The following is a 25,839-nucleotide window of genomic DNA, read 5'->3' on the forward strand; positions in this document are numbered from 1 at the left end:
GCAACGTACCTTACAGCATCAGCTTCTCCGCCTCCGCAATCACAGGTTCTGGGTCGCCGAAGCGGTATTCTGCTAGGTCTTCGCAGTCGGTCTCGCTGAGCGGCATCTTACTATATTCGCCTTTTGCCCAACTCGCGGTCCTAGTGTGGCGCTCGCCGAGCCGGACCATTTCATCGTGGGGAGCGACATACCAATTGCCGCGATCAGGAAAGGCGATCCAGATATTGCGGCGAAGGTATTTCTGATTGATCGTCCAGCGACCCTTGAGCTGAACAAGCCGCGTGTCGCCCGTGGCCTCGTTGTGCAGGATCAGGTCGATGCCGTTGTCATAGACAGGCAGATAGGCGTTATAACCTTGGTTCAGGGCGACCGTGACGAGTGCGTTACGGTTGACGACCTCGATGGCGTCGCTGGTCAGCTTGTTCATCTTCACCCCTCGCATCCAAAGGACCGATCGATGGATTACCAGATCATCCGCTTCAACAACGGACACCGCCGGGATGGTAGTGAGACTTGGAAAGGTCATCCCCTGACCGCCGTCCAGGATCACGCCCGCGAGATCATTGACATGGGTTTGGCGGAGCGCGTCGAGGTTCGTGACGAGAGCGACACGCTGGTGTTCCAATGGCCTCGCACCGTGAAGGTGGCCTCACAATCGCCGGCATAATCGGACGCGCGGGTGGCTAGGCATCACCCTTCGGTGCTGGACGCGGCCTCCCGTTCGCTCGCCGGGAATTGCCGGTAGAAGGTAGAGAGGCCGACGCCCAGCAGCTTCGCGACCCGCGCCGGTTTCTCGCCCACGGCGAGCAGTTTGCGGGCCGTGTCGATCCTGTCGGGTGTCATCACCAGCTTGCGCCCTCCCCCCGTGCTGCCCTTCTCGCGCGCCGCCGCCAGCCCGGCGATCGTCCGCTCCTTTACCAGCTCGCGTTCCATCTCCGCGACCGATGCGAGGATGTGGAACAGGAGCCGGCCCGATGCCGTCGACGTGTCGAACCCATCCGTCAGCGATCGAAAGTCGATCCCCCGCTCAGACAGGTCCGCAGCCAGCGCGATCAGACCCTGGATCGAGCGGCCGAGCCGATCGAGTTTCCAGATTACCAGCGTGTCGCCGGCGCGTGCGAAGCCCAGCGCCTCGACCAGCCCCGGCCGGTTGATCTTCGCACCGCTCGCCTTGTCGGTGAACACCTTCTCGCACCCGGCCTTTGCCAGTGCATCGAGTTGCAACGTCAAATCCTGATCGGCCGTCGAGACACGCGCATAGCCGATCAGCATCTTTCCCGTTTCCCCGTCAAAATCGGCAGTTTCGGGAATTGTAAATCGGGAACAGGTTTTGGGAAAGCGGAACCCGCAGGCGTCCGTCAGCTGTAAACGCTCGCGCTAAATGGCGGCGTTCTGATCGCGCTATTTGTCAGTTGCCGGGTCCGATGACGAGGCAATCGCGCGCGGCCTGAACGATGTCAGCGGTGACCTCCTCGACGCGGTTGAGGGTCATGATCCGCCGCATCTGCGCGAACAGGCGCTCCATGAGCCGGAAGTTGCCGCGCGTGATGCGGATCACGGCTGCCTGCGCTTCGATCGCGTCGAGTTGGGCCGGGTCGAAGCTGATTCCGAAATCGCCGGCGTGGGTCGCGAGCAGCAGCCGCATTTCGGTCTCGGTAAGCGGTTTGAACTCGTGGACGAAGCCGATCCGCGAGTAGAGCTGGGCATAGCGGGCGAGGCGCTTCTCCAAGCCCGGCATACCCATCAGGATCAGCCCGAAGCCGTGGCGATCGGCCATGTCGCGGAGATGTTCGAGCGACTTTATGGTCAGGCGGTCGGCCTCGTCGACGATGACGAGGGGGCAGGCGATGCGGGCGGCGTCATGGGTGATTTCGTCCTGCGAGCCGCCCGCGACCGTCAGCCGGGCATAGCCCAGCTTAATGAGGTTGAGGCCCAACACCGCGTCGATCGTCTTGGGCGTGTTGCTGACCGACACGGTGTAGAAGACGGCGCGGCAGCGAGCGACCTTTTCGCCAAGGAGCGCGGCAATGGGACGGAGCGCGGCATATTCCCCCAGGTCGGGGAAGCTGGAAAACTCGCGCGCCGATAGCGTCTTTCCGACGCCCGGCCGGCCATGACACACGCCGATATAGCGGTAGTGCGCGCAGGCTTCGGCAAACTCGACGAACCGGGCATGTTCGCGGGTCGCCAGGAACGGCTGCTCGACCAGGAACTCAATCGTCAGCGGCGTAGAGCCGGAGCCCTCGGTAGGTGGTGGGCCGGGAAGCCGTATCCTCTTGGTCGCCATCGAAGGTCTCCGTGGGGGCAGGCACCTGCTTGTCGCGCTCCTTCGCGCCGCGCCGGGCGCGCTGGATCGCGCGCAACGACGGGTGCCCAGCGTGCTCGGAGCTGAGCGCACGGCAGACGAACCGGCCCTGGTGGTAGACGTGGATCTCGGTCAGGTCGCGGGGGTCATAGACCGCCTCGACCTGCTCGCCGACGAAGGCCGCGAGCGTGGGTTCGACATAGCGCCTGCCCATCAGACGGATGCCGTCGCGCAGCACTTTACGGGGCTTGGGCACGTGCACGAGCAGCATGTCGAGCTGTTCAAGGCTGTCGGGCATTGCGGGCAGGAACCCGCCCTTCTGCCAGCGCGTGATCGGCGGTTCGCCGGTGCTGCCATGCGGGCGACGATGATAGACGCCGCACACGAACGCCTCGAAGCGGGCGCGCAGCTCGTCGAGCGTGAGCACTGGCGCCGACAGCGGCTTGCCCGCGATCAGGTGGCCGGGCAGGTCGGGCAGGAACATGTCGTTGATGGTGCGGAACAGCCGCTCGATCTTGCCGCGCCCGCGAGGACGCCCCGGCAGCGAATGGATGAGGCGGATTTTGAGGGCGATGCACGCCTGCTCGATATGCTCGGAGATGAAATCCGAGCCGTTGTCGACGTAAAGCTGTTCGGGAATGCCGCTGACGATCCATTCGGGATTGGGCTTGCGCCAGATCGCCTGCCGCAAGGCGAGCGCCGTGTTGAGGGCACTGGGGGCATCGAGGCTGAGGAAGTAACCGGCGATGGCTCGGCTGTGATCGTCAACGATGACGGTCAGCCAAGGACGCACCGGGGTTCCGGCATCATCGAGCACGAGAATGTCGAGAACGGTATGATCGGCCTGCCACATCTCGTTCGAGGTCGCGGCTTCGCGCCGATGCACTAGCTCGTGCTGGTCGCGGTAGACGGCCGGATCGGAGGCTGCGGCGATCTGGCTTGCCGGTATCGCCCTGACGACACGCGCGACGGCCGCATAGCTGGGGGTTCGGTGTCCATGCGCGATGGCGAGTTCCTGCACCTTTCGGTGAATGGCGGCGACCGGGGGTCGCGGGCGCTTGGTGGCGAGAGTGCGGGTCAGTTCGACCAGATGTTCCGGCAGGTGCAGCCTGCCCCGATCGTTGCGCGGCAGACGCGCGAGACCGGCAAGTCCTTCGGCACGGTAGCGCCCGAGCCAGCGCTGCAACGTCCGCTCGCTCAGCGTGCCGGTGCGGGCGAGGTCCGCGAGCGGGATGCCATCGGCGAGGTGCGGTTCAAGGACGCGGTAGCGCTCGATCGCCAGCGGCGGGACAAGCGCCGGATGCGTCACCGCCGACGGTCCGTGTCGCAGGTAAGGAAAACGGAGATTTGCCTGCCCATCGCCATGCGAGTCCGCTCGCGTTGCCAAACCGGCCTGTTCGACGTAAATCTACCCGGTAAAGAAAACTAGGGCAACATAGACCTGCCGATGACGACTTTCTTCCCAAACCGCGCCCGATCGGGGCGCCACCGGCCCTACGCATGAAAATCGGTTACGCCCGCGTATCGACCGCCGAGCAGAACCTGGACCTCCAGCGTGATGCGCTGAAGGCTGCCGGCTGCGAGAAGGTCATCACCGACAAGGCCTCCGGGGCGACTGCCGCTCGCCCTGGATTGGAAAAGGTGAAGGAGCTGCTTCGCGCCGGCGACACACTGGTGGTCTGGCGCCTCGACAGGCTCGGCCGCTCGCTCCGTGATCTGATCGGATGGATGACCTACCTCGACGAGGAAAAGGTCGGGCTGCTGAGCCTGCACGAGGCGATCGACACGACCACCACGTCGGGCAAGCTTACCTTCCACCTGTTCGGGGCATTGGCGGAGTTCGAGCGCAACCTGATCCGCGAGCGGACCCAGGCCGGTCTCACCGCAGCCCGCGCTCGCGGCAAGAAGGGTGGCCGGCCGGCCGCACTCGGCAAGGACAAGCGCGACCTGGCCGTCAGGCTCTACCACGAGAACACGATGCCGATCGCCAAGATTTGCTCGATGCTCGGCATCTCCAAGCCAACACTCTACGCCTATGTGCGATCGGCCGAGACCAAGCCGGTAGCCGCGTAGCGACGCTCGCCGACAAATAGCGCGATCAGAATGCCGCCACTTAGCGCGAGCGTTTACAGCGGCCCGGCTGCGATCGGCGCGATCCTCACGCAATCGACCGTTTGCGCGAGACGGGGTGATTGCAGCACCTACGCAGTCGCATGTTGGTCGAGCAAGTCGATCACGGCGCAACTTGCCGCCCCGTCGCCCCCGCAACGGTCGATAGTCGTGGCGAGCACGCTTTCGAGCTGCGCCAGATCGACCATCTTGGCGCGAACACGCTCCAGATGGTGGGCCGCGATCTCGCGGACCTCACAGCATGACGCCTGCGCGGGACCGCCAAGTGATAGGATCGCGCGCACCTCGGCCGGGGTGAAACCGAGTTCTCGCGCGCGACGGATGAATCCAAGGGCGCGGACGTGATCGGCCCCATATACCCGCCGCCCGCCGCTCGTGCGGGGTGGCGTTGTGAGAACGCCGACGCGCTCAAAATATCGGATTGTCTCGATGTTCACACCAGTCCGGCGCGACAGCTCGCCTATCGCGATGCTTTGCTCGACGCGCATAAATCGCTTGCTCCTGTAGCCGCTACAGGAGGCATAGCGGGTTATTCCTCCGGAGACGACCGATGAACCAAGGGACGATGCCGCACGAAACTCTGGGTCCGCCCGCGCCGACCCGTCGAGCCGACACGGGGCTATCCGTCCTCGCCACGCTGACTAGCTTCGGCGCGGTCCTGGCCGCTGCCTCCTGCTGCGTCCTGCCGCTCGCGCTTGCGGCAATGAGCGTTGGAGCCGGCGTTTCCAGTACCTTCGCCGCGCTGATGCCGCTGCGCTGGCCGCTGACGGCACTCTCGCTCATCGGTCTGGCTGCCGGGTGGTGGGCCTATGCGCGGCGCCGAAGGGCTTGCGCTGCGGATCGGTCCTGCACCGTGCCGCTGCCTTCTAGCGCCACTCCGATCGTGCTCGCGATCGGCACGGTCCTGACGGTGGTCGCGTTAATATGGGATCGCCTTGAAGCGCCATTGATGAAGGCGCTTTCCTGATGCAGCTCACCTCCGCCCTGACCTGCCCCAAGTGCGGCGGGGTCGCAACCGAGACGATGCCCACCAACGCCTGCCAGTTCTTCTATGATTGCCGGCATTGCGCGGTAGTGCTGCGCCCCCTGCCGGGAGATTGCTGTGTGTTCTGCTCGTTCGGCGACGTACCGTGCCCGCCGATACAGGATGCGAACGCGAATGGAAGTTCGCCAATCTGCTGCCAAGGCTAAGCCCTGAGGAGCTGGAAAGCTCAATCGCTATCCGCCGAAAACCAAAGGCCGCCTCCTAGGAAGCGGCCCTGGCCCTTAGTTCCCTTTTGGGAAACGGACGCCTTTCGACGCCGCACGTAACGCTTGTATAGAGCAAATCCTGCCGCTCGGCAAAGCTCCAAGTTGCAGTCATTCGCCTCAGGCCCTACTATCGTGAACATGCTTCGGCGTATGTTCTCACCCTCCCAGCCCCGTGCGCGCGGCGCTGATCGCCCTTCTCGCGCTGATGCTGGTCATGCGGGTCGGGCCGATCTGCGAGGCTGTCGCTATCGCGGCCGTCCCGAGTGCGTCGGCAATGCCCGGTTGCGAGGGCAAGGGGCATGGCACCCCGGAGAAGAAGGCTCCTACTGCCGCCTGCTCGATGCCCTGTGCCGCCGCGCTCGACGGCGCACCGATCGCCCGTGTCGCGCCGCTGGCCTACGCGGCGCCCGGCCCCTGGCCGGTGCGACATGCCGGCCTGCTTGAATTTGCTCGGGCACCTGCGACGCCCCCTCCGCGAGCTGTGTGACGCTTCCAACCTCACACTGTTCTATGGAGAGTTTAAATGTCGAAGTTCAAGCTCATTGGCGCGGCCGTCGCGCTCACCCTGTCCTCCACCGCTTTCGCCGCGAGCGCGGCCGATTGCTGCCCGGACATGACGTGCTGCAAGGAAGGCGCGGACTGCTGCGATCACGCCAAGAAGGCCGGCGATCACGCCGATCATGCGGGCGAGATGCAGCGCCGCTGACGGTGTTGGTATGGGGGCGGGCAACCGCCCCCATATTCACGGGTCAAGAAGCGCGTCGTCCTCGGACATTGCCCGGTATCTCCGTCTGGATCGTGGCCTGCTCGATCCCGAACCGACTTCGAGCGGAGAGGCGATCGCCTTCCTCACAGCGCCAAACTCCGCTCGAGTTATTGCAATGACATGGAAACCTTTCCGTGGTAAGCGTCAATTCGTGCGAGCCTTTCTGCCTCTCCTGACATGCCTGATGCTGGTCCTCACCAGCTTCGCCGGCATGGCTCACGCCGCCGATTTGGCGGGAGGAAGCATCGCGGGCGTTGAGTTTACCGTCCATACCGCGGGCGACCGCGATGAGGTGCCGTCAGATTCGGACAAGAACGTCCCGCACCACCACAATTATTGTCACGGGCATGACGTGGGTGCGCCTGCGCGCGCGACAATGGAATACACCCTTGTCCTCACGGCGCCCGAGCCGACAATCTCTGCCTCTGCATCGCTCGATGGCCACACCGGGATAGTCCATCTGAGGCCCCCCCAAGCCTGACGCCCGATTCGGGTGTGCGTTGGCGCGCGCCTGTCGATCAGCGTCAGGAGTTTTAGTCTCATGCATCGTATCTTCGCGGCCATGCTGGCCGCAGCGTCGTGCGCAACTATGGCGCAGGCGCAGGTCGGACCGTCCGCGCCTGTTGCGCAGGACGCGCCGGTCTACACGCTTGACCAAGCGGTCAGTGCGGCGGGCGGTTCGGCCCCCGCTGCGGAAGCCGCGACAGCTGCGATCGACGCGGCCCGTGCGGGCCGCACGGTCGCCGGCTTGCGGCCCAATCCGGTGGTCCAGGGTCAGGTTGAAAACATCATTGGCTCGGGGCCATATCGGGGGGTCCGCAGCGCGGAATCCACGGTCGGCTTTGCGATCCCGATCGAGCTAGGCGGCAAGCGCGGCGCCCGCGTCGCGGTCGCCAATGCGCAATTGTCCCGGGCCGAGATCCAGGCCGCGATCATCGCAGCCGATGTCCGGCTTCAGGTGACGCAGCTCTATGTCGAAGCGGTCGCAGCCGACCGGCGGGTGGCGACGGCGCGGGATCAGGCCCGGATCGCCAGCGACGCGCTGCGCGCTGCGAGCGTCCGGGTGCAGGCGGGACGTGCGTCGCCGCTGGAGCAACAGCGCGCGGATGTCGCGCGCATCAATGCCGATGCCAATGTGGAGCGGCAGCTTCGCTTGGCAGAGGCCGCCCGCGCCAATCTGGCGCGTCGGATTGGCCGACCGATCGACGGCGCGCTCGATGACACGCTGCTCGATCGCCTGCCGGGGGCGAACGTCTATGGGCCGGTGGCACCGGTCAACACAACCGGCACGCTCGCGCTGGCGGCGGCGAACGCGGATTTCTCGATCGCGGAAGCCGGCGTGCGGCTCGCGCGCGCCAATCGCGTCCCTGACCTCAATGTCGGGCCTGCGATCCGCCGCCTGGAAGCGACCAACGATATGGCGGCGGTGTTCACCGTGTCGATCCCGATCCCGGTGTTCAACAATGGTCGCGCGGCGATCGCGCAGGCGACCGCGCAGCGGACACAGGCGGATGCACAGCGTCGCGTGACCGCGCTCGACATCGAACAGGCGATCACGGACGCGCAGGCGCAAGCGGCCAATGCCGCAACGACGGCTCGTGCGGCGTCTGGGCCGGCGCTGGCGGCTGCACAGGAGGCCGCCCGCATCGCGCGGATCGGTTATCGCGAGGGCAAGTTCGGCCAGCTCGAATTGCTCGATGCGGAACGCACTCTCGCTGAAACGCGGGTCGCCGCGATCGATGCGCTTGCCAACTACCAGAATGCCCGCGCGCAAGTGGAGCGACTGACCGCTCCTGCGCCCAATGGGGGAAATCAGTGATGAAGAGCTTCTATCTCGCGGGCGCGGCGTCACTCGCCCTGCTGTTGGCTGCCTGCGGTGGCAAAGACACCGGGAACGAGGCGGCCGCCAATGGAGCAGCCGGCAATGAAGCGGCTGCTGGTGCGGAAAAGGGCGGTGCTGAAGGCGGTCACGCTGATGAGGGCGTCGTCCTATTGGGTGCCGATCAGATCGCTGCGGCGGGCGTCCAAGTCGGACGGCCGATCATCGGCGGAGCCGGAACGATCGAGCTTCCCGCGATCATCGAGGGCGATCCCCAAGGCACGCAAGTCGTCTCGGCCGCGATCGCGGGACGGGTGGTCGCACTGACGCGCAACCTTGGTCAATCCGTGGGGCGCGGCCAGACTATTGCGGTAATCGAGAGCCGCGAGGCGGCGCAAATCAAGGGCGAGGTCGAAGCGGCACGGGCACGGCTTCAGCTCGCCAATTCGAACCTCGCACGCGAGCAACGGCTGTACGCGCAGAAGGTGTCTCCTGAGCAGGATCTGATTGCTGCCCGCACGGCGGCGACGGAAGCGCGGATCGCGCTGACGCAGGCGCGGAGCATGGTGTCGGCCGCCGGTGTCGGCGGCGGTGGTCTCAACCGGCTCGGCATCGCCGCGCCGATCTCGGGACAGATCATCGCGCGCCCCGTGACGCTGGGACAGACGGTTGCGGCGGACGCCGAACTCTATCGCATTGCGAACCTGAGCCAGGTGTCGATCGCCCTCAACCTGAAGGCTGAGGATGCGGGTCGGGTGCGTCCCGGCAACACGGTGCTGGTCAAGGCGGCGGGCCGTCAGGCGACCGCGCGCGTGACCTTCGTGTCGCCAGCACTCGATCCGCAGACGCGGCTCGTGCCCGCCCTTGCCACGCTCGACAATCGCGGTGGTGAATGGCGGGTCGGCGAGCCGGTGACGGCTGCCGTCCAGCTCACGGGCAGCGGCGGTAGCGGCGCAATCCGCGTGCCGACAACGGCGGTCCAGAGCTTCGAGGGCAAGTCGGTCGTGTTCGTTCGCACGCCTACGGGCTTCAAGGCGACTCCGGTCCAGCTCGGCGATGCATCGGGCGACACGGTGATCGTCCGCTCGGGCCTGACCGGCAACGAACAGATCGCCACCACCGGAAGCTTCACGCTCAAGGCCGAGATCGGCAAGGGCGAAGCGAGCCACGAGGATTAAGCCATGATCGCCCGCATCGTCACATGGGCGGTCGAGAAGCGCTGGCTTGTCCTGCTGCTCACCGTCATCGTCGCCGCCATCGGCGCGTTTTCCCTCTACCGGCTGCCGATCGACGCGGTGCCGGACATCACCAATAATCAGGTCCAGATTAACGTCCGCGCACCCGCGCTCTCGCCCGAGCTGGTCGAGAAGCAGGTGTCGTTCCCGATCGAAACCGCGCTCGCCGGCACTCCAGGCCTTGAATATACGCGCTCGCTGAGCCGCAACGGCTTCGCGCAGATCACCGCGGTCTTTTCGGACGCCACGGACATCTATTTCGCCCGTCAGCAGGTGGGTGAACGTCTGCAGGGCGTGCAGGAGAACCTGCCCGATGGCGTAAACCCCGAAATGGGTCCGATCGCGACCGGCTTGGGCGAGGTGTATATGTACACCGTTCGGCTCGAGCATCGCGCAGACGACAAGCACAAGCCCGGTGAACCGGGCCAACAGCCCGATGGCAGTTATATCACGCCAGAGGGCGAGCGACTGACGACCGAAGAGGACAAGGCGACCTACCTGCGCACTGCGCAGGACTGGATCGTCACGCCGCTTCTCAAGAACACTCCGGGCCTCGCCGGCGTCGACTCGATTGGCGGTTACGCCAAGCAGTTCCTCGTCGTGCCCGATGTGCAGAAGCTGGCCTCGCTCGGCATCACGCTGACCGACCTGGGCAATGCGCTGGAGCGCAACAACACCAGCGTCGGCGGCGGCTTCGTCAATCGCAATGGCGAAGGTCTGGCTGTCCGCTCGGATGCGCTGGTGCGCAATGCCGGCGAGTTGGCCAGGACCGTGATCGCGACACGTAACGGCGTGCCGATCACGGTCGAACAAGTCGCGACCGTGAAGACGGGTCAGGCGATCCGCATGGGTTCGGCCTCGGAGAATGGCACGGAAGTCGTCGTCGGCACCGCGATCATGCGGATCGGCGAGAACAGCCGCGTCGTGTCGACCGCGGTCGCGGAGAAGCTTAAGACGATCAACGCGTCGCTGCCCCCTGACGTCGTAATCCAGCCGGTGCTCAACCGCACCGAACTGGTCAACTCGACGATCAAAACGGTTGCCAAGAACCTGTCGGAAGGCGCGGTACTGGTCATCGTCGTGCTCTTCCTGCTGCTCGGCAACTTCCGTGCGGCCCTGATCGCGGCGTTGGTCATCCCGATCACCATGATGCTGACAGGCTTTGGTATGCTGCGCGCTGGGGTCTCGGCCAATCTGATGAGCCTTGGGGCTTTGGACTTCGGTCTGATCGTCGACGGCGCCGTCATCATTGTCGAAAACGCGCTGCGCCGGCTTGCCGAGCAACAGCATCATGAAGGCCGATTGCTCAGCGTCAAGGAACGGCTCGCGACCGTGGCAGCCGCTGCGCGTGAGATGATCCGTCCCTCGGTGTACGGGCAGGCGATCATCATTCTTGTCTATGTGCCGCTGCTCACATTGACAGGCGTGGAGGGCAAGACGTTCGTGCCGATGGCGCTCACCGTCATCATCGCGCTCGCCTTCGCCTTCATCCTCTCTCTCACCTTCGTGCCGGCGATGATCGCGATCTGGCTATCGAAGAAGGTTGAGGAGAAGGACGGCCGCATCATCACGTGGCTGAAGAAGCGCTACGAACCTGGTCTTGATCGGGCCATGAAGCGTCCGACCGTGACGATCGGGGCGGGTGTCGCGAGCCTTGTGGTGGCGGCGCTGGCCTTCACCACGCTCGGCTCGGTGTTCCTGCCGCAGCTCGATGAAGGCGATTTGCTAATCCAGTCGCTCCGTATTCCGGCGACGTCGGTCCAGCAGAGCCAGGCGATGCAGGTGCCGATCGAGCGAATGATGTCGAAGCAGCCGGAGGTGCAGTTCGTCTATTCCAAGACGGGCACCGCCGAGCTGGCGGCCGACCCGATGCCGCCGAACGCAACCGACATGTTCGTTATCCTGAAGCCGCGCAAGGATTGGCCGGATCCTGAGCTTCCCAAGGAGGAGCTGGTCAGCCGGATCGAGGGTAAGCTCGCGAAGATCCCGGGCAATGCCTACGAGATCACCCAGCCCATCCAGATGCGCTTCAACGAGCTGATCGCCGGCGTGCGCGGTGACATCGCGGTGAAGGTGTTCGGGGACGACTTCAACCAGATGAACCGGACGGCCGAGCAAATCGCTGCGACGCTGCGTAAGACGCAGGGTGCCGCGGACGTGAAAGTCGAGCAAACGACAGGTCTTCCCATGCTCGACATTCGCGTCAATCGTGACGCGATGGCGCGCTTGGGCGTTACGGCGCAAGACGTGCAGGACACCGTGACTGCCACGATCGGCGGGCGAACCTCGGGCCAGATCTTCGAGGGCGATCGTCGCTTCCCGGTGGTGATCCGCCTGTCTGAGGCGCAGCGCGCCGACATCGGCCTGCTCCAGCAGGTGCAGGTGCCGGTCGCAGGCGGCGGCTATGTGCCGCTGTCCAGCGTCGCCGAGATCAAGGTGGTCGACGGTCCCAACCAGATCAGCCGCGAGAATGGCAAACGGCGCGTGGTGGTGCAAGCCAACGTGCGTGGCCGCGACGTCGGATCGGTGGTTGCGGATGCGCAGGCAGCGATCGCCAGCCAGGTTCGGCTGCCTGCCGGTACCTATCTCGAATGGGGCGGCCAATTCGAAAACCTGCAATCGGCAAGCGAGCGGCTGAAGCTGGTTATTCCGGCCTGCTTCATCCTGATCCTGTTGCTGCTCTATGGCGCATTGGGATCGGTCCGCGATGCCGCGATCGTCTTCACCGGCGTGCCCTTCGCGCTGGTGGGCGGTGTCCTGCTGCTCTTCTTGCGAGGCATGGACTTTTCGATTTCGGCGGCGGTGGGCTTCATCGCCCTGTCGGGCATCGCGGTCCTCAACGGCCTCGTGATGGTCAGCTCGATCCAGGATCTGATCCGGTCGGGGCTATCGCGCGAAGAGGCGGCCCATGTCGGCGCAATGCAGCGACTGCGGCCCGTGGTCATGACCGCGCTCGTCGCCAGCCTCGGCTTCGTGCCGATGGCGCTTGGCGAGGGCGCGGGTGCGGAGGTGCAGAAGCCCTTGGCGACAGTTGTCATCGGCGGCTTGATCTCGGCGACGCTGCTGACGCTGTTCGTGCTGCCGACCCTCTATGCCCGCTTCGGTCAGAAGGTGATCGAGAAATCCGAGCACTACAATGAGGAGCATGAAGGGGACGACCACGGTCAGACCTTCGTGAACAACTTGGCCTGATGGGTGAGCGGGGGCGATCCGCGATCGCCCCCGCTCATCTCTGGGAGATGAGGATATGCCTCGCACCATAACCAGCTCAATGCTTCACGGCGGGCCACTGCGGATCTGGTCGGCACTCACCGACCCGGATCATCGCCGAGCTTGGAGCCCGCTGGTACTCCTCGATAACCCGGGTCAGCTCGGCGACACGAGAGGAACCTTTGCGATCCAGGGCATCAACCGGCCGATTCGGACGCCGGCACGGATCGATCAATTCGATAAGCCGCGAGCCTTCGCTTGGTCCTGCGGCATCCCTTATCTGTTCACGCTCGAAGAGCGGTACGAGCTGGCAGGGGACGATGGTGGCACCAGGCTAACACATAGCTGCACGCTGCGCGGGGCGCTGTCTCTGCCGTTCGCGGCGATGATGTTGCGTCGCCTGCGGTCCCTGATGATCGAGGCTGACGATCGCCTCGCAACCTATCTGCGCTGGCGGGTGGGTCAGCCTGCCCTTGGGATCAATCGTCAGCGCGTCCCCTCCCGCTACAGGAGGAAGGCGCGATGATGCCGTCGAAGCGGGTACTGCCCGCCCTCATCCTCGTTGTCGGGCTGGCGGCTTGCACGGAAGGCAAGCCGCCAGCCCCGCCAACGGAGCAGCAAATCCATTCGTCCGACAGCGCCGTGGCGACCGGGGAAATGGGGCGCCATCCCTATCGCTGTTCCGACGGGGAACCGCTGTTCGTCGACTACAAGGACAACGGCCTGCAGATCGATTTGCGGCGCTCCAGCAGCGCCGTGCCCATAACGCTGACCGCGCCAGCGCAGGGCCTCCAATATGTCGGCGAGACAGCCACCGCGACCTTCAAGGGGTCGCAGCTCACCGTCGTGGAAGGCGAGGGCCGCACCCGAATCTGCGAACGGGAGGGCACCCGATGAACCGTCCTGTCTTCCGACATGTCGCACTGCAACGGGAGAGAAACGATGTCTGACACGTCGATCTCGAATGTGATGGCCATTCGCGCCGAAGTGATCGCGCGAAGCCGCGCTTTGCGTGAGGCGCAGCCGACGGCACCACCCGGCGTGACGCCGACCGCTCCGGTGTCGAACTTCGCCGACACCCTCAATGCCGTGGTCGCGAAGGTCAACGAGACCCAGGAGCAAGAGGATGTCGTCACCGAAGCATATGAGCGTGGCGAAACCACCGACATCGCAACCGTCGCGCTCATCCAGAGCCGTGCATCCATTACTTTCGAGGCGACCCTGCAAGTCCGGAACAAGCTGCTGTCCGCTTATCGGGACATCATGAACATGCCGATCGGATGACGATCGCTACGAGATTTAGGGCGTAATTGATATGATAGTCGGCGCGAGGCCTCGTTCTAAGCAGATCATTATCGAGGTTTGGAAGCCTCTCACGATCCTGTTCGTGTGGGACGTGGCGGTGACGGCATTCCACATGATGACCCCGATCAAGGAACCGCCTTTGCCGACGGCGCTGTTTGGCACTGCCATCGCGCTCTTCATGGGGTTTCGGACCAACGCTGCTTATGCTCGCTGGTGGGAAGCGCGAACCCTTTGGGGCGCGCTCATCAATGCGTCGCGCAGCCTGGCTAGGATCACACGCAGCCTGACCAAGGGAGAACCCGAGGGCAGCGAGATGCGGCACAACATCATCCTGCGGCAGATCGCCTTCGCGCACTCGATGCGCTGCCAGCTTCGCCGACAGTCGCCCTATGAAGAGATTGGCCGGATCGCTGGAACGGACGTCGCCGATATGGCGGTCGCTCGCCTGAACCCTGCGAACGCACTCTTGGAGGACATATCGGGCATCTACGCCGACGCGCTCGCGGAAGGTCGGATCACCGAAATCCAGCAGGCGACTGTAGAGCGCGTCCTGATCGACATCGCCAATGCGCAGGGCGGCATGGAGCGGATCAAGAACACGCCGCTGCCCAATGGCTTTCGGTTCTTTCCGAACCTCTTCACGCGCGTGTTCTGCGTGCTGCTCCCGATTGCGCTGGTCGAATCCCTGGGGCTCGCCACGCCGATCGGATCGACGCTGATCGGACTCGTCTTCCTTGCGGTGCTGAGCATCGGCGAGGATCTGACTGATCCGTTCGCCAATAGCGTCCACGATGTCCCGCTCACGGCCATGTGCCGCACGATCGAGATCGACCTTCTTCAGACGGCTGGACTGCCAGCCCCTGAGCCGGTGACGCCCGATCACGGCGTGCTGTGGTGAGGGCGATGCACGCCGTGCGGCACCTGCCTGGCCTGACAGCCGCGCGCATCGGCGCCGTTCTGTTCGCGGGTATGGTCGTAGGGGCGTGCAATCCCGCGCCGAGCGGACCGACTGAGCCGGCGCATGAAAAGCATCTGACGCCCCGATTGATTGCGCAACGCATCATGTATTGCGACGACGGATCGCGCGCCGATGTCGACTTCATCGACGACGGCCTGAAAATGGCTGTCACCTGGCTGCCCAGGGGCAGAACTGAGATCCTGCGCGCGCAACGTACTGGCGAGGAATTTCGCGGCGACCGGTCGCGGGCAGTCGTGGCCGGCGGGTCGATCGCCTTCACGCAGCGCGGGAAGATCCGCGTCTGTCATCGAACCCCGGAGGAATCATAGGATATGCAGGCATTGCTGTACACGCTTGCGCCTGTGCTGGCGGTCGTGCTCGGCGCGATCATCGCGAGCCGGACCAAATTAAATCCTGGCGTCGTGGCGGGCCTCCAGCATCTCGCTGCCGGCGTCGTGTTTGCGGCGGCAGCGACTGAAATCCTGCCGCAGGTCAAGCATGAGGCTTCACCTAGCGCTACGTTGATCGGCGGGGCGGCGGGCGTTGCGACGATGCTGGGTCTCAAGGCTTTCGAGGCCCGCTTCAAGGGGCCAATGGCACTGCTCGCCGCGATCGGCATTGACATTCTGGTCGATGGTCTGGTGCTCGGCCTCGCGTTCGTCGCGGGTGAGAAGGCGGGATTTCTGCTGACGATCGCGCTGACGCTCGAAGTGCTCTTCCTTGGTCTGACACTGACCGACGAGCTGGCGGAAACCTATCGCTCGCGCCTGCGCATCATCGTGACTGTGTCGGCATTGGCGCTGCTGCTGCCGATCGGCGCACTCGCGGCTGTTCCTGTCGCCACGCTCTCACCGGTAATGGTCGCTGGCTTCCTGAGTTTTGGTCTGATGGCGCTGCTCTACCTCGTCACGGAAGAGCTGCTGGTCGAGGCGCACGAGAAGCCTGACACCCCACTCATCAGCTCGATGTTCTTCGTGGGATTCCTTGCCCTGCTGACGCTTGAGGAGATCATGGGATGATTTCGAGCAACGACAACAATGGCGGGCAAGAGCGTCGCACACTTTGGATCGTCCTGCTGCTGAACGCGGCGATCGCGGGGGGTTTCTTCGTCTCAGGATTTTTCGCGGACTCGAGCGCTCTGATCGCCAACGGCGTCGACAACCTGTCCGATACGGCCGTGTATGCGCTGAGCCTTGTGGCGCTCACCCGGGGCCAGACGTGGAAGACACGCGCCGCGGTCGCTTCGGGCGTCATGCTGCTGATCTTCGCGGGCGGCATCCTGATCGACGTTGGCCGGCGCTACCTTCAAGGCAGCGAACCGATCGGACCGACGATGATGGTCATGTCGGCGATTGCCGGTGTCGTGAATTACCTCTGCCTGCGGCTGCTTCAGCGCCTCAAGGATCCGGACGTCAATCTCCGGGCCGCCACCACCTTCAGCTTCAACGACTTCATTTCCAACGGCGGCATCCTGATCGCCGGCGTGCTGGTGTTGTGGCTGGGCACCAACTGGCCGGACCTGCTGGTCGGCTTCGCCACCGCCATCATCGCCATCAAGGGCGGTGTCGAAATCCTGCGCGATGCGCGCGCCGAAACCAAGAAAAGCGAAAGGAGGTCGTCATGAACGACAAGCTCGAACTCGATATTCCAGTGCTGTTGCCGGACCTGCCTGATGCGGCCGATGCCTGCCTGGACCGTCTTGTGTCGACCCTATCCAAGCGCGAAGGCGTGGAGCGGGCGCATGTGATCTGCCTCGACGGCGACACGCCGGCGGCGCTGTGCATCCATTTCGATGCTGCCAAGCTGCCGCTGCCGCGCGTGCGCGAGATGGTGCGCGCCGCGGGCGCCGAGATCACCGACCGCTATGGCCATGCAATCTGGCAGGTTACAGGTATCAATCACGAGCGTCGGGCACGCACCGTCAGCGATGCGCTGTGCGCCTTGCCCGGCGTGGTCCAGGCAAGCGCCAGCACCAGCGGCTCGGTTCGGGTCGAGTATGATCGACGCGAAACCACCGAAGAGGAGGTCCGCGCCGCACTTGGCAAGCTGAAGGTCGGTGTGGGCAAGCGGGTCGCGGCCGACGACCATGCCGGCCACGACCACGGGCCGGGGGGCCACGGCATGAGCGAGGAGAAGCACGGTCCCGGCGATGGCCACGACCATAGCCATGCCGAGTTTCTTGGCCCCAACACCGAGCTGATCTTCGCGCTCGCCTGCGGCGCGCTGCTGGGGATCGGCTATGCGATCGAGAGGCTAGTTGCCGGCGCACCGGAGTGGCTGCCGACCGCCTGCTACATCACAGCCTACTTTTTCGGCGGATTCTTCACGCTGCGCGAGGCGATCGATAACCTTCGGATGAAGAAGTTCGAGATCGACACGCTGATGTTGGTCGCTGCCGCCGGCGCCGCTGCGCTGGGCGCATGGGCCGAAGGCGCGCTGCTGCTGTTCCTGTTCAGCCTTGGTCACGCGCTCGAGCATTACGCGATGGGTCGCGCCAAGAAGGCGATCGAGGCGCTGGCGAAGCTCGCCCCGGAAACCGCGACCGTGCGTCGCGACGGGGAAACTAGCGAAATCCCTGTCGAACAGATGGTCGTCGGGGACATCGCCATCGTGCGCCCGAATGAGCGCCTGCCCGCCGACGGCTTCGTCATCAAGGGCACGAGCGCGATCAACCAGGCCCCGGTGACGGGTGAAAGCATCCCGGTCGACAAGGTGCCGGTCGCCGACGCTGCGGCGGCACGCGCAAAGCCCGATGCGGTGGACGCGGAAAGCCGGGTTTTTGCCGGTACGATCAACGGCGGCGGCGCGATCGAGATCGAGGTGACGCGCCGTTCCAACGAAAGCGCACTCGCCAAGGTCGTGAAGATGGTGAGCGAAGCGGAGACGCAGAAGTCGCCGACGCAGCGCTTCACCGATCGGTTTGAGCGGATCTTCGTGCCTGCTGTCCTGATCCTGTCGGTGCTCCTGCTCTTCGCATGGGTGGTCGTCGACGAGCCGTTCCGCGACAGCTTCTATCGCGCGATGGCGGTACTGGTTGCGGCAAGCCCGTGCGCGCTCGCCATCGCAACGCCGAGCGCTGTCCTGTCTGGCGTTGCCCGTGCAGCGCGGGGCGGCGTGCTCGTGAAGGGCGGTGCACCGCTCGAAAACCTCGGGTCGCTCAAGGCGATTGCTTTCGACAAGACGGGCACGCTGACCGAAGGTCGTCCGCGCATCACCGATGTCGTGCCCGTCGATGGCGCCGACGAAGGCGAGCTGCTGGCGCTGGCCGTCGCTGTCGAAGCGTTGAGCGACCATCCTCTGGCCCAAGCGATCGTCAAGGACGGCCGCGAACGACTGAACGATCGTGCCGTGCCGACTGCCGGCGACCTCAAGAGCCTGACCGGTCGGGGCGTCACCGCGAGCGTGGATGGCGAGACGGTCTGGATCGGCAAGGCCGAGATGTTCGGGAGTGAGGGCATTCCGGCGCTGGGGCAGGGGGCACAGGACGCGATCGCGAAACTGCGCGAGAACGGTCGCACGACGATGGTGGTCCGCAAGGGGGACCGCGACCTGGGCGCGATCGGCCTGATGGACACGCCCCGCGAAGCGGCAAAGACCGCGCTACGCCGGCTGCACGAAATGGGCGTATCGCGGATGATAATGATCTCTGGCGACCACCAGAAAGTCGCCGAAGCGATCGCCAACGATGTCGGGATCGACGAGGCGTGGGGCGACCTCATGCCCGAAGACAAGGTTGCCGCGATCAAGAAACTCGCCGGCGAAGACAAGGTCGCAATGGTGGGTGACGGCGTGAACGATGCCCCGGCGATGGCAAGCGCCACGGTCGGCATTGCGATGGGCGCGGCGGGGTCGGACGTTGCGCTAGAAACGGCCGACGTGGCGCTAATGGCCGACGATCTGGCGCACTTACCGTTCGCGGTGGGCCTAAGCCGGCATACGCGTGGAATCATCCGGCAGAACGTCTTCGTCAGCCTGGGTGTCGTCGCCTTCCTCGTTCCTGCGACCATCCTTGGCCTCGGCATTGGGCCAGCGGTGGCGGTTCATGAGGGATCAACGCTGCTTGTTGTCGTCAACGCGCTCAGGCTGCTCGCCTACCGCGATCCGGCGGGGAAGGCGGCATGAAAACGCCCCCCATCAAGCCTGACAGGATCGCTGACGCAGTTTAAGGGAGATAATCTCAGTGAAGCCAACGTATCTTTTAGCAACCGTCGCTATATGCGCCCTCGGCGCAGGATGCTCACCTTCCATATTAAACGATCGTATAAAAATTACTAGATATCCAAACATGCTTGTTTCATCAAATATATATGCCAAAGGCAGCGGAATTATACTGATCGGCAACGTCAGTCACTCCATTGGACACTATCCAACTCACGGATATATGAAAGCCTGTGCTACGTGGTATTCAGGAAACCGCGAGTGCAAAGAGAGATTTGTCCTCATGACTGACAGTTCTCGCCGACGTGAAATTCCATTCAAATTTGGGTTCAATGGGTCACCCGATCAACTGATGAGCATGGAACTAGAATTTATCAGGCCCGAGAAGTCTCGCCCCCAATAGGCTCTGTCGATTTGCCGTCGGCCTCGCCGACGAAAAGAACGAGGATCGGGGCAACCAGATTGCCGCTTCTGGGCAGGGGAAGGCATGTTTCAAAGCTCGTGGATCGAAATAGCTACCCATATTGTCAGTCTCGCCATCGCCTATGGGCTCGCCCTTCCTGTTGGCTGGGATCGCGAGAAGGACGCCCGCAGCGCAGGCATCCGCACATTCCCGTTGGTGGCCATCGCCAGTTGCGGCTTCGTGCTGGTGGGCATCGCGATCCTCGGCCGCACGTCTCCAGCGCAAGCCAGGTTGCTCGAAGGTCTGATTACGGGCGTCGGCTTCATCGGGGGCGGCGCGATTCTGAAGAAGGGCGACAAGGCGTCAGGTACGGCGACGGCGGCCAGTCTGTGGGCGACTGGGGCACTCGGCGCGGCCGTGGGCTACGGCCTATACGACATCGCCTTCATCCTGAGCGCCACCACCTTCCTCACCCTGCGCTGTTCTCGTCCGCTCAAGCGCGCCACCAATGGCGACGTCGGCACCTCGGCGAGCCCATGACGAGCCCTTGGGCGAGCCGATGGACGCGGCCTGTGCGATGCCTTACCCGGCGCTGGGCACCGGCGAGGACCATCGCGGCGCGGGACCGCCAACATCGCTTGCTGCGCTGGGCGACACTGCTGGAGCGCAATCCCCACCAGATCATCGGCCTGCTGTCCCCCTCGTGGGCGGGCGGTGACGCGCGCAGCACGATGGTCGATCGGCCGAGCGCGATCGATGTCGCATGGAGCGACGTGGTGCTGCGGGTGATGGGGTTGGCGGGACGATCGCGCGGTGAAGCAAAATCGTTCTTCGGGTTGTCGGATGCCGAACTGGATCGGATTGCCGCAGGTTCGTGGCGGTGTCCGGTTCGCCCCGCTTGGCAGGTCGCCGTGCGGATCAGGAACGTCGAGTGTCCGCGCCTGGAAAACCGGATCGTAGGGTCCGTTGTCGCCCTCCTGCTCGTGATTTTCGCCATCTCCTATTGGATCTTCTGACGAGGCCAGTTTGTGTTCGACATCATAACATCGATCCTCGCGTCACTCGGCGGCTTTGGCGTTTTCCTGTTGATGCTGGCCGAGAACGTCTTTCCGCCGATCCCGTCGGAAGTGATCCTGCCACTTGCAGGCTACACCGCTGCCCAAGGGCGCGGCTCGCTGTGGGTAGTGGCGATCGCTGGTACCCTCGGATCGGCTACAGGGGCAGTGCTGTGGTACTATGCCGGTCGCTGGATCGGCATCGATCGATTGAAGCGCTTTGCGTCCCGCCATGGCCGATGGCTGACGTTGACGCCCGATGAGGTCGATCATGTCGACCGCTGGTTCGACCGCTACGGTCGTTGGGCGGTTCTGTTCGGGCGCATGGTCCCGGGGGTCCGGACCCTGATTTCCGTACCCGCTGGGGTCAGCGGGATGCCCCTTGGCCCATTCTTGGTCTCGACGCTCGCAGGCTCGGCCATATGGACCGTTATCCTCGTGCTGGCGGGCTATGAGCTGGGCGAGCGCTATAGTCAGGTGGCGAACGTCATCGAACCGGTGAGCAACGCCGTGCTCGCGCTGGCCGTCATCTGGTATCTTTGGCGGGTCGTGATGTTCGGGCGATCAAGAGGTGGCCATTAATGGCTGGCCTGCTGCCCATATTCCCTGCCGGACTTTGGCTCATGGCAGCTTCGATGCTCATCCGCATCACACGTTTCGCACGCGCCTTTAGCTTGATCTCTCCGGCCAGCGCCCTCGTTCTCATCAGGTGGGTCGGTAGACTTTACCGCAGCGGGTTTCAGGCATGGCGTCGCAACGGGGGAAAGTGGCGTTGGGCTGGAATATGGAGAGGATCAACATAATGGGGAATAGTAAGCAGTGGGTGGCCATCGCCGCTGCCCTAACGATCATTCTGGCCGGTTGCGGGGTGATTAAGCCGCGAGATGCGGGTTATTTCCGCTTCCACGCGGACGAGGCGAGACTGGTCGTCACACGCTGCGAGCGGGGTCAGGAAACCGGCCGCGACTGCGAGGCGGCGGCGCAGGCCGTGGCCGAGCTCGACGCGGCGGCGCGGCGACAGCCCCCTACCCAGTCCAGACGCTGATGCTCCCGATCGGCTTGCGGCGCGCGGCGAGAAGCCGCGCGCGTCCCGTATCGCGTCGATCGGCTCACCAGTCATAATGTCGATGGCGTGGCGCAGCGGGATCATGCGGGCCGCCATCGCGTCGCGGTAGCCCCAGGCATCGGCATAGACGGTCGGCTCGGCCGCCAGATAGGCCATGACGATCAGCATATCGTCGGAAATAACGGCATCGCAGTTGCAGAGGTGGAGGGCAGCGGCGTGAACGGGTTCACCCCGCGCGCTGGGCGCGTCCATAGGTGTGCCACGTGGCACACCCGTCTTCATCGTTGGAACGTCCATCCGACCCGGCTGAGCGATATGCCGGAGGAATGACCTGCCGGATCACGCTGTCGTGTCGTCGTTGTCCGAAACAGGCTGTGCGAGACCCGTATCGACGACGGCGGGCAGGGCTTCCACCGTTTCGACTTCGGCGGCAGCCGTTTGCAGGCGGATCGAGCTTCGCACCGATGCCGCGTCGAGCCGATCCTGAAAGTAGGTCTGCGACCATGCCATGTCAGCCCATTCGTCGGGACGTGCTTGATAGGCGCCGACGCGACCAACCAGACCGCACAGCCAGTCGGCGCACTGGCACGTCTGGTAGCGTTCGCTTTCGACTTGGAAGGGAGGCTCGATGATGCGGCGGCGGGGGGAGGGGCCGCCATACATGGCTTGGCTCGCGCGGGTCAGGATAGCCTCGCGATCCTGATGCTCGTCCATGACGATGACCATATCGGCGTTGTTCTGATCGGCATATTGGTTGAGGCGCTTCATCGCCTCGCCCAGAACCGTGAGGTAGAGCGCCTGCGCCTTGAACTCCGCGACGGGGCGGTTCTTCTCGAGTCCAACGTAGAAGACATGTCCGCCGCACGCGCGGATCTTGTTGAGGATGCGATTGGCCGCCGTGCGAACCTGTCGATATTTCTCGACGTTCATGGTGGTGAAGAGGGCCGAGCCCTTCTTCTCCCATGTCGCGGGATGCTGGCCGCTTTGCCCGATCTCCCAAGCCAGCATGTTGCATTTGAGCTGGTAGAACCAGGTCGAGAACTGGCGAACGGACGATGCGGGGAGTATCAGGGAGCACCTCAAGGTTTGTGACACGGACAGCGGTAAGCTGAACAGGTAGCGAACAGGGCGGCTCAGGCCACCTTGGCTCCGGGTCCGCCGGCGATGTTGAGTGCGCGGTAGCCGTCTTGATCGAGCTCGGCAGCGGCGTTTTGCCAGAGGTAATCGCCGGTCAGGCTGATGTGTCGCCAGCCTAGCGGGGCTACATGGGCGAGCAGCTCGTCGGGCGCGGGCTCGCCGCTGGCGCGCAGATGCTCGACGGCGCGGCCCATGTAAAGCGTGTTCCAGTACACGATCGCGGCGGTGACCAGCGTCAGCCCGGACGCTTTCAGCGCCTGGTTCTCGAACTGCGGATCGCGCAGGCGGCCCTGTTTGTGGACGAACACGGCTTGGGCGAGCGTGTGACGCGCCTCGCCCTTGTTGAGCCCAGCCTGACACTGCTGGCGGAGCGCCCTGGATTCTAGCCAGTCGAGCGTGAACAGGGTGCGCTCGATCCGGCCCAGCTCCTGGAGCGCGAAGTCGAGCCGGTTCTGGCGACGGTACGCGGCCAGCTTCTTCAGCATGACCGACGGTAGCACCACGCCGGCCTTCACGGACGCGGCGAGCCGGACGATCTCGTCCCAGCTTTCGCGGATGGCAGCGATGTTGAACGGGCGCCCGATCAGCTTCGCGAGCGCCTCGGGGCGGGCCGTGCCCGGGAACAGGCCGAGCCGGCGATCGGCTAGATCGCGCAGGCGGGGCACGAACCGGAAGCCGAGTAGGTGCGCGAGCGCGAACACGTGGTCGGACGCGCCGCCCGTATCGGCATAGTGGGTCGCGGGTTCGATGCCGCAGCCGTGCGCGACCAGCCCGTCCAGCACATAGGGCGCCTCCGCCGCGGTCGCCGAGATCAGCCGGACATGGTAGGGCGCGTAGGTATCGGCGACATGGGCGTAGATCTTCTGCCCCGGCTCCCGGTCGTAGCGCGCGTTGGTGCTGCCGGCCGCGCCCCGCCTGCCCGAGCGGAAGAACTGCCCGTCCGAGCTCGACGCGGTGCCGTCGCCCCACACGCGCGTGAGCGGCAGCGCGGCTTGCGCGTCCACCAGATGGCGCAGCCCTGCCGCGTAATTCTCTTCCGATACGTACCAGCCATGCGTCCAGGCGAGCTGGGCGTAGGTGACGCCCTGGCTGGCGTTGGCCATGCGCTCGATGCCGAGGTTCGTCGCGTCTGCCAGGATCGCGGCGAGCACGGCCTGCGGGTTGGAGTGGGCGCGGCCCGAGCGCAGTTCCGGAAATGCGCACAGGAACCCGGTGCGGGCTTCCACCTCGGCGAGCAGCTCGGTGATGCGCACGCGGGGCATGAGCCGGTCGACGGCCGCGTCCAGCCTGTCGGCCGCAGCGGGCGTTACGGCCGCGAGCGGGCTGACCCTGAGGTTACCGCCCCGCAGCTCCACGCCGTCGAGCGTGCCGCGCTTCAGCGAGCCTGCGAACCGGCGCAACCGCCAGTCGAGCAGCCTGGCGCGCCCCTCCAAGTAGCGGCCGACGTCGGTGTCGAACGGCAGCGTGAGCGCGATCTCGGCCGCTTTGCCGGGCGGGAGCATATAGCTGTCGAAGCGCAGGTGTTCGCGCGTACCCTCCACCCACAGGTCGCCCGATTGGAGCCGCTCGCGCACGGTCGCGACCGTGGCGGTTTCGTAGCGACGGCGGTCGATGACGCCGCCCTCGGTGATCGCCGCCTTCCATTTTCTGGAAAACGGCATGGGCGCATCGGCCGGTACGTCTCGCCGCCCGGTCGCGTTCAGCGCGCGCACGACCTTGATCGCGCCGAGCACGCCGTCGCGCGAGCCTGCCGCCTTGAACCGGAACGCGTCAAAAAACGCGGGCGCGTAGCGCCGCATCGTCATGTAGCGCCCCGCCGCGCGGATCAGCGGCTCGTCGCGAGTCAGGTCGGCGATCGCGGTCGCCTCGCTCTCGGCGTCCAGAAGCCTCGTCCAGCCCACCCCGTCGTCGAGCGCCGCCCAGACGTCCAACCCGTCCTCGCGCGCGACCCGGAGTGCGCCGACCGTGGCGCCCAGCAGCCGCATGAGCCGGTTCACGTCGCGTGTGGTCGCCTCGATGCCGCGCTTCTGCGCGGCCCTGGCCCTGGCGAACAGGAGGCCGGTCTGCTTGCCGAACATCTCGATCGCGGCGTCCGCGAGCCGCGCTTCCAGGTCGATGACGGCTGCGGCGAGTGTCGCGCGCCTTCTGCGGAGCGAGTAGTCGGACAGGAGGAACGCGGGCGCGACGTGGCCTTCGCGCACGAGCTGCTCGAAGCGGTGCTCGTGGATGCGGCCGGCCATGCCCGGGTCGAGCCCGAGCCGGCGCACGTGCGCGAGCCGGGCGAGAATGCCGGCGAGATTGCGCGCGGTCGGGCTGTCCGACGTGTCGCGCAGCCACGCGAGCGGCGTCGTGCTGCGATCCTGGTCCACGATCAGCAACGCATCCAGCCCCGTCACCTGCTCCGGAGCAAGCGCATCGACCAGCGTGTCGGCCGCGAGGCGGCGCGCCATGGCGCGCCCCGCCACCCCGATCCGCTCGATACGGGCGGGCGCGGGCAGAACGATCCGGGCAGCACGCAAATGGCCCAGCACTGCCGCGGCGATCGGCTTGCCCCGTTCGGTCGCTTCCGCCGCGCGGGTGGCTGCGCCGAGCGCGCCGGGGACGTCGGCCGCCTCGAACGCGCGCAGGCGCAAACGCTCCATCGCCTCCCAGGCGTGTTCGAGCCGGGTCTGGGCGCGATGCGCGTAGCCCTCGAACGCTGTGGGCGCGATGTCGAGTTGCGCGGCCAGGTGCCGGATCAGAAAATCGGGGACGACATCGTCGTGGCGTATGCCGAAGCCGGGATGACGCAGCAGGGCGAGGTGCAGCGCGAAGCCGAGCCGGTTGGCGTCGCCGCGCTTCGCTTCGATCAGTGGCCGGTCCTCATCGGCAACCGTGTAATGCTTGGCGAGCGAGGCATGGTCGAGGGGCACGCCGAACAACGCGCGGCGTTCGTCGCCCGTTAACAGATCGCGTCTGGCCATCGATCACCCCCTGTCCGGGAGCGTATAGTTTATGGCCGACACGTGCGAGGTGTCGCGTAACTCTCAAGTTTCGCGACA

29 protein-coding genes are annotated in these 25,839 nt (G+C 65.0%); 21 read left to right on the plus strand and 8 right to left on the minus strand.

Annotated elements, in window-relative coordinates; genetic code table 11:
* Positions 1–10: 10 nt before the first annotated feature.
* A complete protein-coding gene (locus MF609_RS17955; protein WP_053058616.1) occupies positions 11–427 on the minus strand; it encodes a hypothetical protein in 417 nt (138 codons plus the stop codon).
* Positions 428–457: 30 nt separating this feature from the next.
* Between MF609_RS17955 and MF609_RS17960 the strand changes: the two genes are divergently transcribed.
* Positions 458–667: a hypothetical protein gene (locus tag MF609_RS17960; protein ID WP_047867231.1), complete on the plus strand. Its 210-nt coding sequence runs from the start codon at positions 458–460 to the stop codon at positions 665–667.
* Between the two features lie 23 nt (positions 668–690).
* Here MF609_RS17960 and MF609_RS17965 read toward each other — a convergent pair whose 3' ends face one another.
* From MF609_RS17965 to MF609_RS17975, 3 genes are all read right to left on the minus strand, one after another.
* Complete coding sequence (locus tag MF609_RS17965; RefSeq protein ID WP_047867230.1) at positions 691–1,272, minus strand: recombinase family protein; 582 nt, start codon at positions 1,270–1,272, stop codon at positions 691–693.
* Positions 1,273–1,408: 136 nt separating this feature from the next.
* Positions 1,409–2,287, minus strand: a complete 879-nt coding sequence (locus MF609_RS17970) for an AAA family ATPase (protein WP_096344598.1) — start codon at positions 2,285–2,287, stop codon at positions 1,409–1,411.
* Positions 2,214–3,614, minus strand: a complete 1,401-nt coding sequence (locus MF609_RS17975) for a Mu transposase C-terminal domain-containing protein (protein ID WP_004212864.1) — start codon at positions 3,612–3,614, stop codon at positions 2,214–2,216. Before MF609_RS17975 ends, MF609_RS17970 begins: the two co-directional genes overlap by 74 nt.
* A 191-nt stretch (positions 3,615–3,805) precedes the next feature.
* On the opposite strand from MF609_RS17975, the gene MF609_RS17980 reads away from it, so the two are divergent.
* Positions 3,806–4,378, plus strand: a complete 573-nt coding sequence (locus MF609_RS17980) for a recombinase family protein (RefSeq protein ID WP_007407197.1) — start codon at positions 3,806–3,808, stop codon at positions 4,376–4,378.
* Positions 4,379–4,506: 128 nt separating this feature from the next.
* On the opposite strand, the gene MF609_RS17985 is transcribed toward MF609_RS17980, so the two are convergent.
* Positions 4,507–4,923: a MerR family transcriptional regulator gene (locus MF609_RS17985; RefSeq protein ID WP_047867282.1), complete on the minus strand. Its 417-nt coding sequence runs from the start codon at positions 4,921–4,923 to the stop codon at positions 4,507–4,509.
* A 62-nt stretch (positions 4,924–4,985) separates the two neighbouring features.
* On the opposite strand from MF609_RS17985, the gene MF609_RS17990 reads away from it, so the two are divergent.
* From MF609_RS17990 to MF609_RS18075, 19 genes are all read left to right on the plus strand, one after another.
* On the plus strand, positions 4,986–5,402 hold the full coding sequence (locus tag MF609_RS17990) for a hypothetical protein (RefSeq protein ID WP_242417493.1): 417 nt from the start codon (positions 4,986–4,988) through the stop codon (positions 5,400–5,402).
* Positions 5,402–5,626, plus strand: coding sequence for a GDCCVxC domain-containing (seleno)protein (locus MF609_RS19915; protein ID WP_082132098.1), 225 nt, complete (start codon positions 5,402–5,404; stop codon positions 5,624–5,626). Before MF609_RS17990 ends, MF609_RS19915 begins: the two co-directional genes overlap by 1 nt.
* A 232-nt stretch (positions 5,627–5,858) precedes the next feature.
* Positions 5,859–6,173 (plus strand): hypothetical protein, encoded by a 315-nt coding sequence (locus tag MF609_RS17995; protein WP_047867280.1) that lies wholly within the window; start codon positions 5,859–5,861, stop codon positions 6,171–6,173.
* 36 nt (positions 6,174–6,209) lie between these two features.
* Positions 6,210–6,392, plus strand: a complete 183-nt coding sequence (locus MF609_RS18000; protein ID WP_170171054.1) for a hypothetical protein — start codon at positions 6,210–6,212, stop codon at positions 6,390–6,392.
* Positions 6,393–6,636: 244 nt separating this feature from the next.
* Complete coding sequence (locus MF609_RS18005; RefSeq protein WP_126053548.1) at positions 6,637–6,933, plus strand: hypothetical protein; 297 nt, start codon at positions 6,637–6,639, stop codon at positions 6,931–6,933.
* Positions 6,934–6,993: 60 nt separating this feature from the next.
* Positions 6,994–8,271 (plus strand): TolC family protein, encoded by a 1,278-nt coding sequence (locus MF609_RS18010; RefSeq protein ID WP_242417494.1) that lies wholly within the window; start codon positions 6,994–6,996, stop codon positions 8,269–8,271.
* Positions 8,271–9,449: an efflux RND transporter periplasmic adaptor subunit gene (locus MF609_RS18015; RefSeq protein ID WP_058733721.1), complete on the plus strand. Its 1,179-nt coding sequence runs from the start codon at positions 8,271–8,273 to the stop codon at positions 9,447–9,449. The genes MF609_RS18010 and MF609_RS18015 overlap by 1 nt, the downstream gene beginning before the upstream one ends.
* 3 nt (positions 9,450–9,452) lie before the next feature.
* A complete protein-coding gene (locus MF609_RS18020) occupies positions 9,453–12,698 on the plus strand; it encodes an efflux RND transporter permease subunit (RefSeq protein ID WP_058733722.1) in 3,246 nt (1,081 codons plus the stop codon).
* 55 nt (positions 12,699–12,753) lie between these two features.
* Entirely contained in the window at positions 12,754–13,242 is a 489-nt protein-coding gene (locus MF609_RS18025) for an SRPBCC family protein (RefSeq protein WP_041043242.1), read from the plus strand.
* A complete protein-coding gene (locus MF609_RS18030) occupies positions 13,239–13,613 on the plus strand; it encodes a hypothetical protein (protein ID WP_058733723.1) in 375 nt (124 codons plus the stop codon). The genes MF609_RS18025 and MF609_RS18030 overlap by 4 nt, the downstream gene beginning before the upstream one ends.
* 45 nt (positions 13,614–13,658) lie before the next feature.
* Positions 13,659–14,000 (plus strand): flagellar hook-basal body complex protein FliE, encoded by a 342-nt coding sequence (fliE, locus tag MF609_RS18035; protein ID WP_058733724.1) that lies wholly within the window; start codon positions 13,659–13,661, stop codon positions 13,998–14,000.
* Positions 14,001–14,031: 31 nt separating this feature from the next.
* Positions 14,032–14,919 carry a bestrophin family protein gene (locus MF609_RS18040; protein ID WP_242417495.1) on the plus strand — a complete coding sequence of 296 codons (888 nt, stop codon included), beginning with the start codon at positions 14,032–14,034 and terminating at the stop codon, positions 14,917–14,919.
* A 5-nt stretch (positions 14,920–14,924) separates the two neighbouring features.
* Entirely contained in the window at positions 14,925–15,308 is a 384-nt protein-coding gene (locus MF609_RS18045; RefSeq protein ID WP_058733671.1) for a hypothetical protein, read from the plus strand.
* A gap of 3 nt (positions 15,309–15,311) precedes the next feature.
* A complete protein-coding gene (locus tag MF609_RS18050; RefSeq protein WP_037457577.1) occupies positions 15,312–15,998 on the plus strand; it encodes a ZIP family metal transporter in 687 nt (228 codons plus the stop codon).
* Positions 15,995–16,603, plus strand: a complete 609-nt coding sequence (locus MF609_RS18055) for a cation efflux transmembrane domain-containing protein (protein ID WP_041043238.1) — start codon at positions 15,995–15,997, stop codon at positions 16,601–16,603. The genes MF609_RS18050 and MF609_RS18055 overlap by 4 nt, the downstream gene beginning before the upstream one ends.
* The gene (locus MF609_RS18060; RefSeq protein ID WP_242417496.1) at positions 16,600–19,101 is read left to right on the plus strand and encodes a heavy metal translocating P-type ATPase; all 2,502 of its coding nucleotides are present in this window, start codon (positions 16,600–16,602) and stop codon (positions 19,099–19,101) included. Before MF609_RS18055 ends, MF609_RS18060 begins: the two co-directional genes overlap by 4 nt.
* Before the next feature lie 523 nt (positions 19,102–19,624).
* The gene (locus tag MF609_RS18065; protein WP_242417497.1) at positions 19,625–20,080 is read left to right on the plus strand and encodes an MgtC/SapB family protein; all 456 of its coding nucleotides are present in this window, start codon (positions 19,625–19,627) and stop codon (positions 20,078–20,080) included.
* A 98-nt stretch (positions 20,081–20,178) separates the two neighbouring features.
* Positions 20,179–20,556, plus strand: coding sequence for a hypothetical protein (locus MF609_RS18070; RefSeq protein WP_047867288.1), 378 nt, complete (start codon positions 20,179–20,181; stop codon positions 20,554–20,556).
* A gap of 12 nt (positions 20,557–20,568) precedes the next feature.
* Positions 20,569–21,177, plus strand: a complete 609-nt coding sequence (locus tag MF609_RS18075; protein WP_047867287.1) for a DedA family protein — start codon at positions 20,569–20,571, stop codon at positions 21,175–21,177.
* Between the two features lie 259 nt (positions 21,178–21,436).
* On the opposite strand, the gene MF609_RS18080 is transcribed toward MF609_RS18075, so the two are convergent.
* From MF609_RS18080 to MF609_RS18090, 3 genes are all read right to left on the minus strand, one after another.
* Positions 21,437–21,829, minus strand: coding sequence for a hypothetical protein (locus tag MF609_RS18080; protein ID WP_242417502.1), 393 nt, complete (start codon positions 21,827–21,829; stop codon positions 21,437–21,439).
* A 171-nt stretch (positions 21,830–22,000) separates the two neighbouring features.
* On the minus strand, positions 22,001–22,756 hold the full coding sequence (locus tag MF609_RS18085) for a DUF3800 domain-containing protein (RefSeq protein WP_419723120.1): 756 nt from the start codon (positions 22,754–22,756) through the stop codon (positions 22,001–22,003).
* Positions 22,757–22,794: 38 nt separating this feature from the next.
* Positions 22,795–25,761 carry a Tn3 family transposase gene (locus MF609_RS18090; RefSeq protein ID WP_018250482.1) on the minus strand — a complete coding sequence of 989 codons (2,967 nt, stop codon included), beginning with the start codon at positions 25,759–25,761 and terminating at the stop codon, positions 22,795–22,797.
* Between the last annotated feature and the right edge of the window lie 78 nt (positions 25,762–25,839).

The sequence above is a fragment of the Sphingomonas panni genome (assembly GCF_022664435.1).
Classification (GTDB): domain Bacteria; phylum Pseudomonadota; class Alphaproteobacteria; order Sphingomonadales; family Sphingomonadaceae; genus Sphingomonas; species Sphingomonas panni.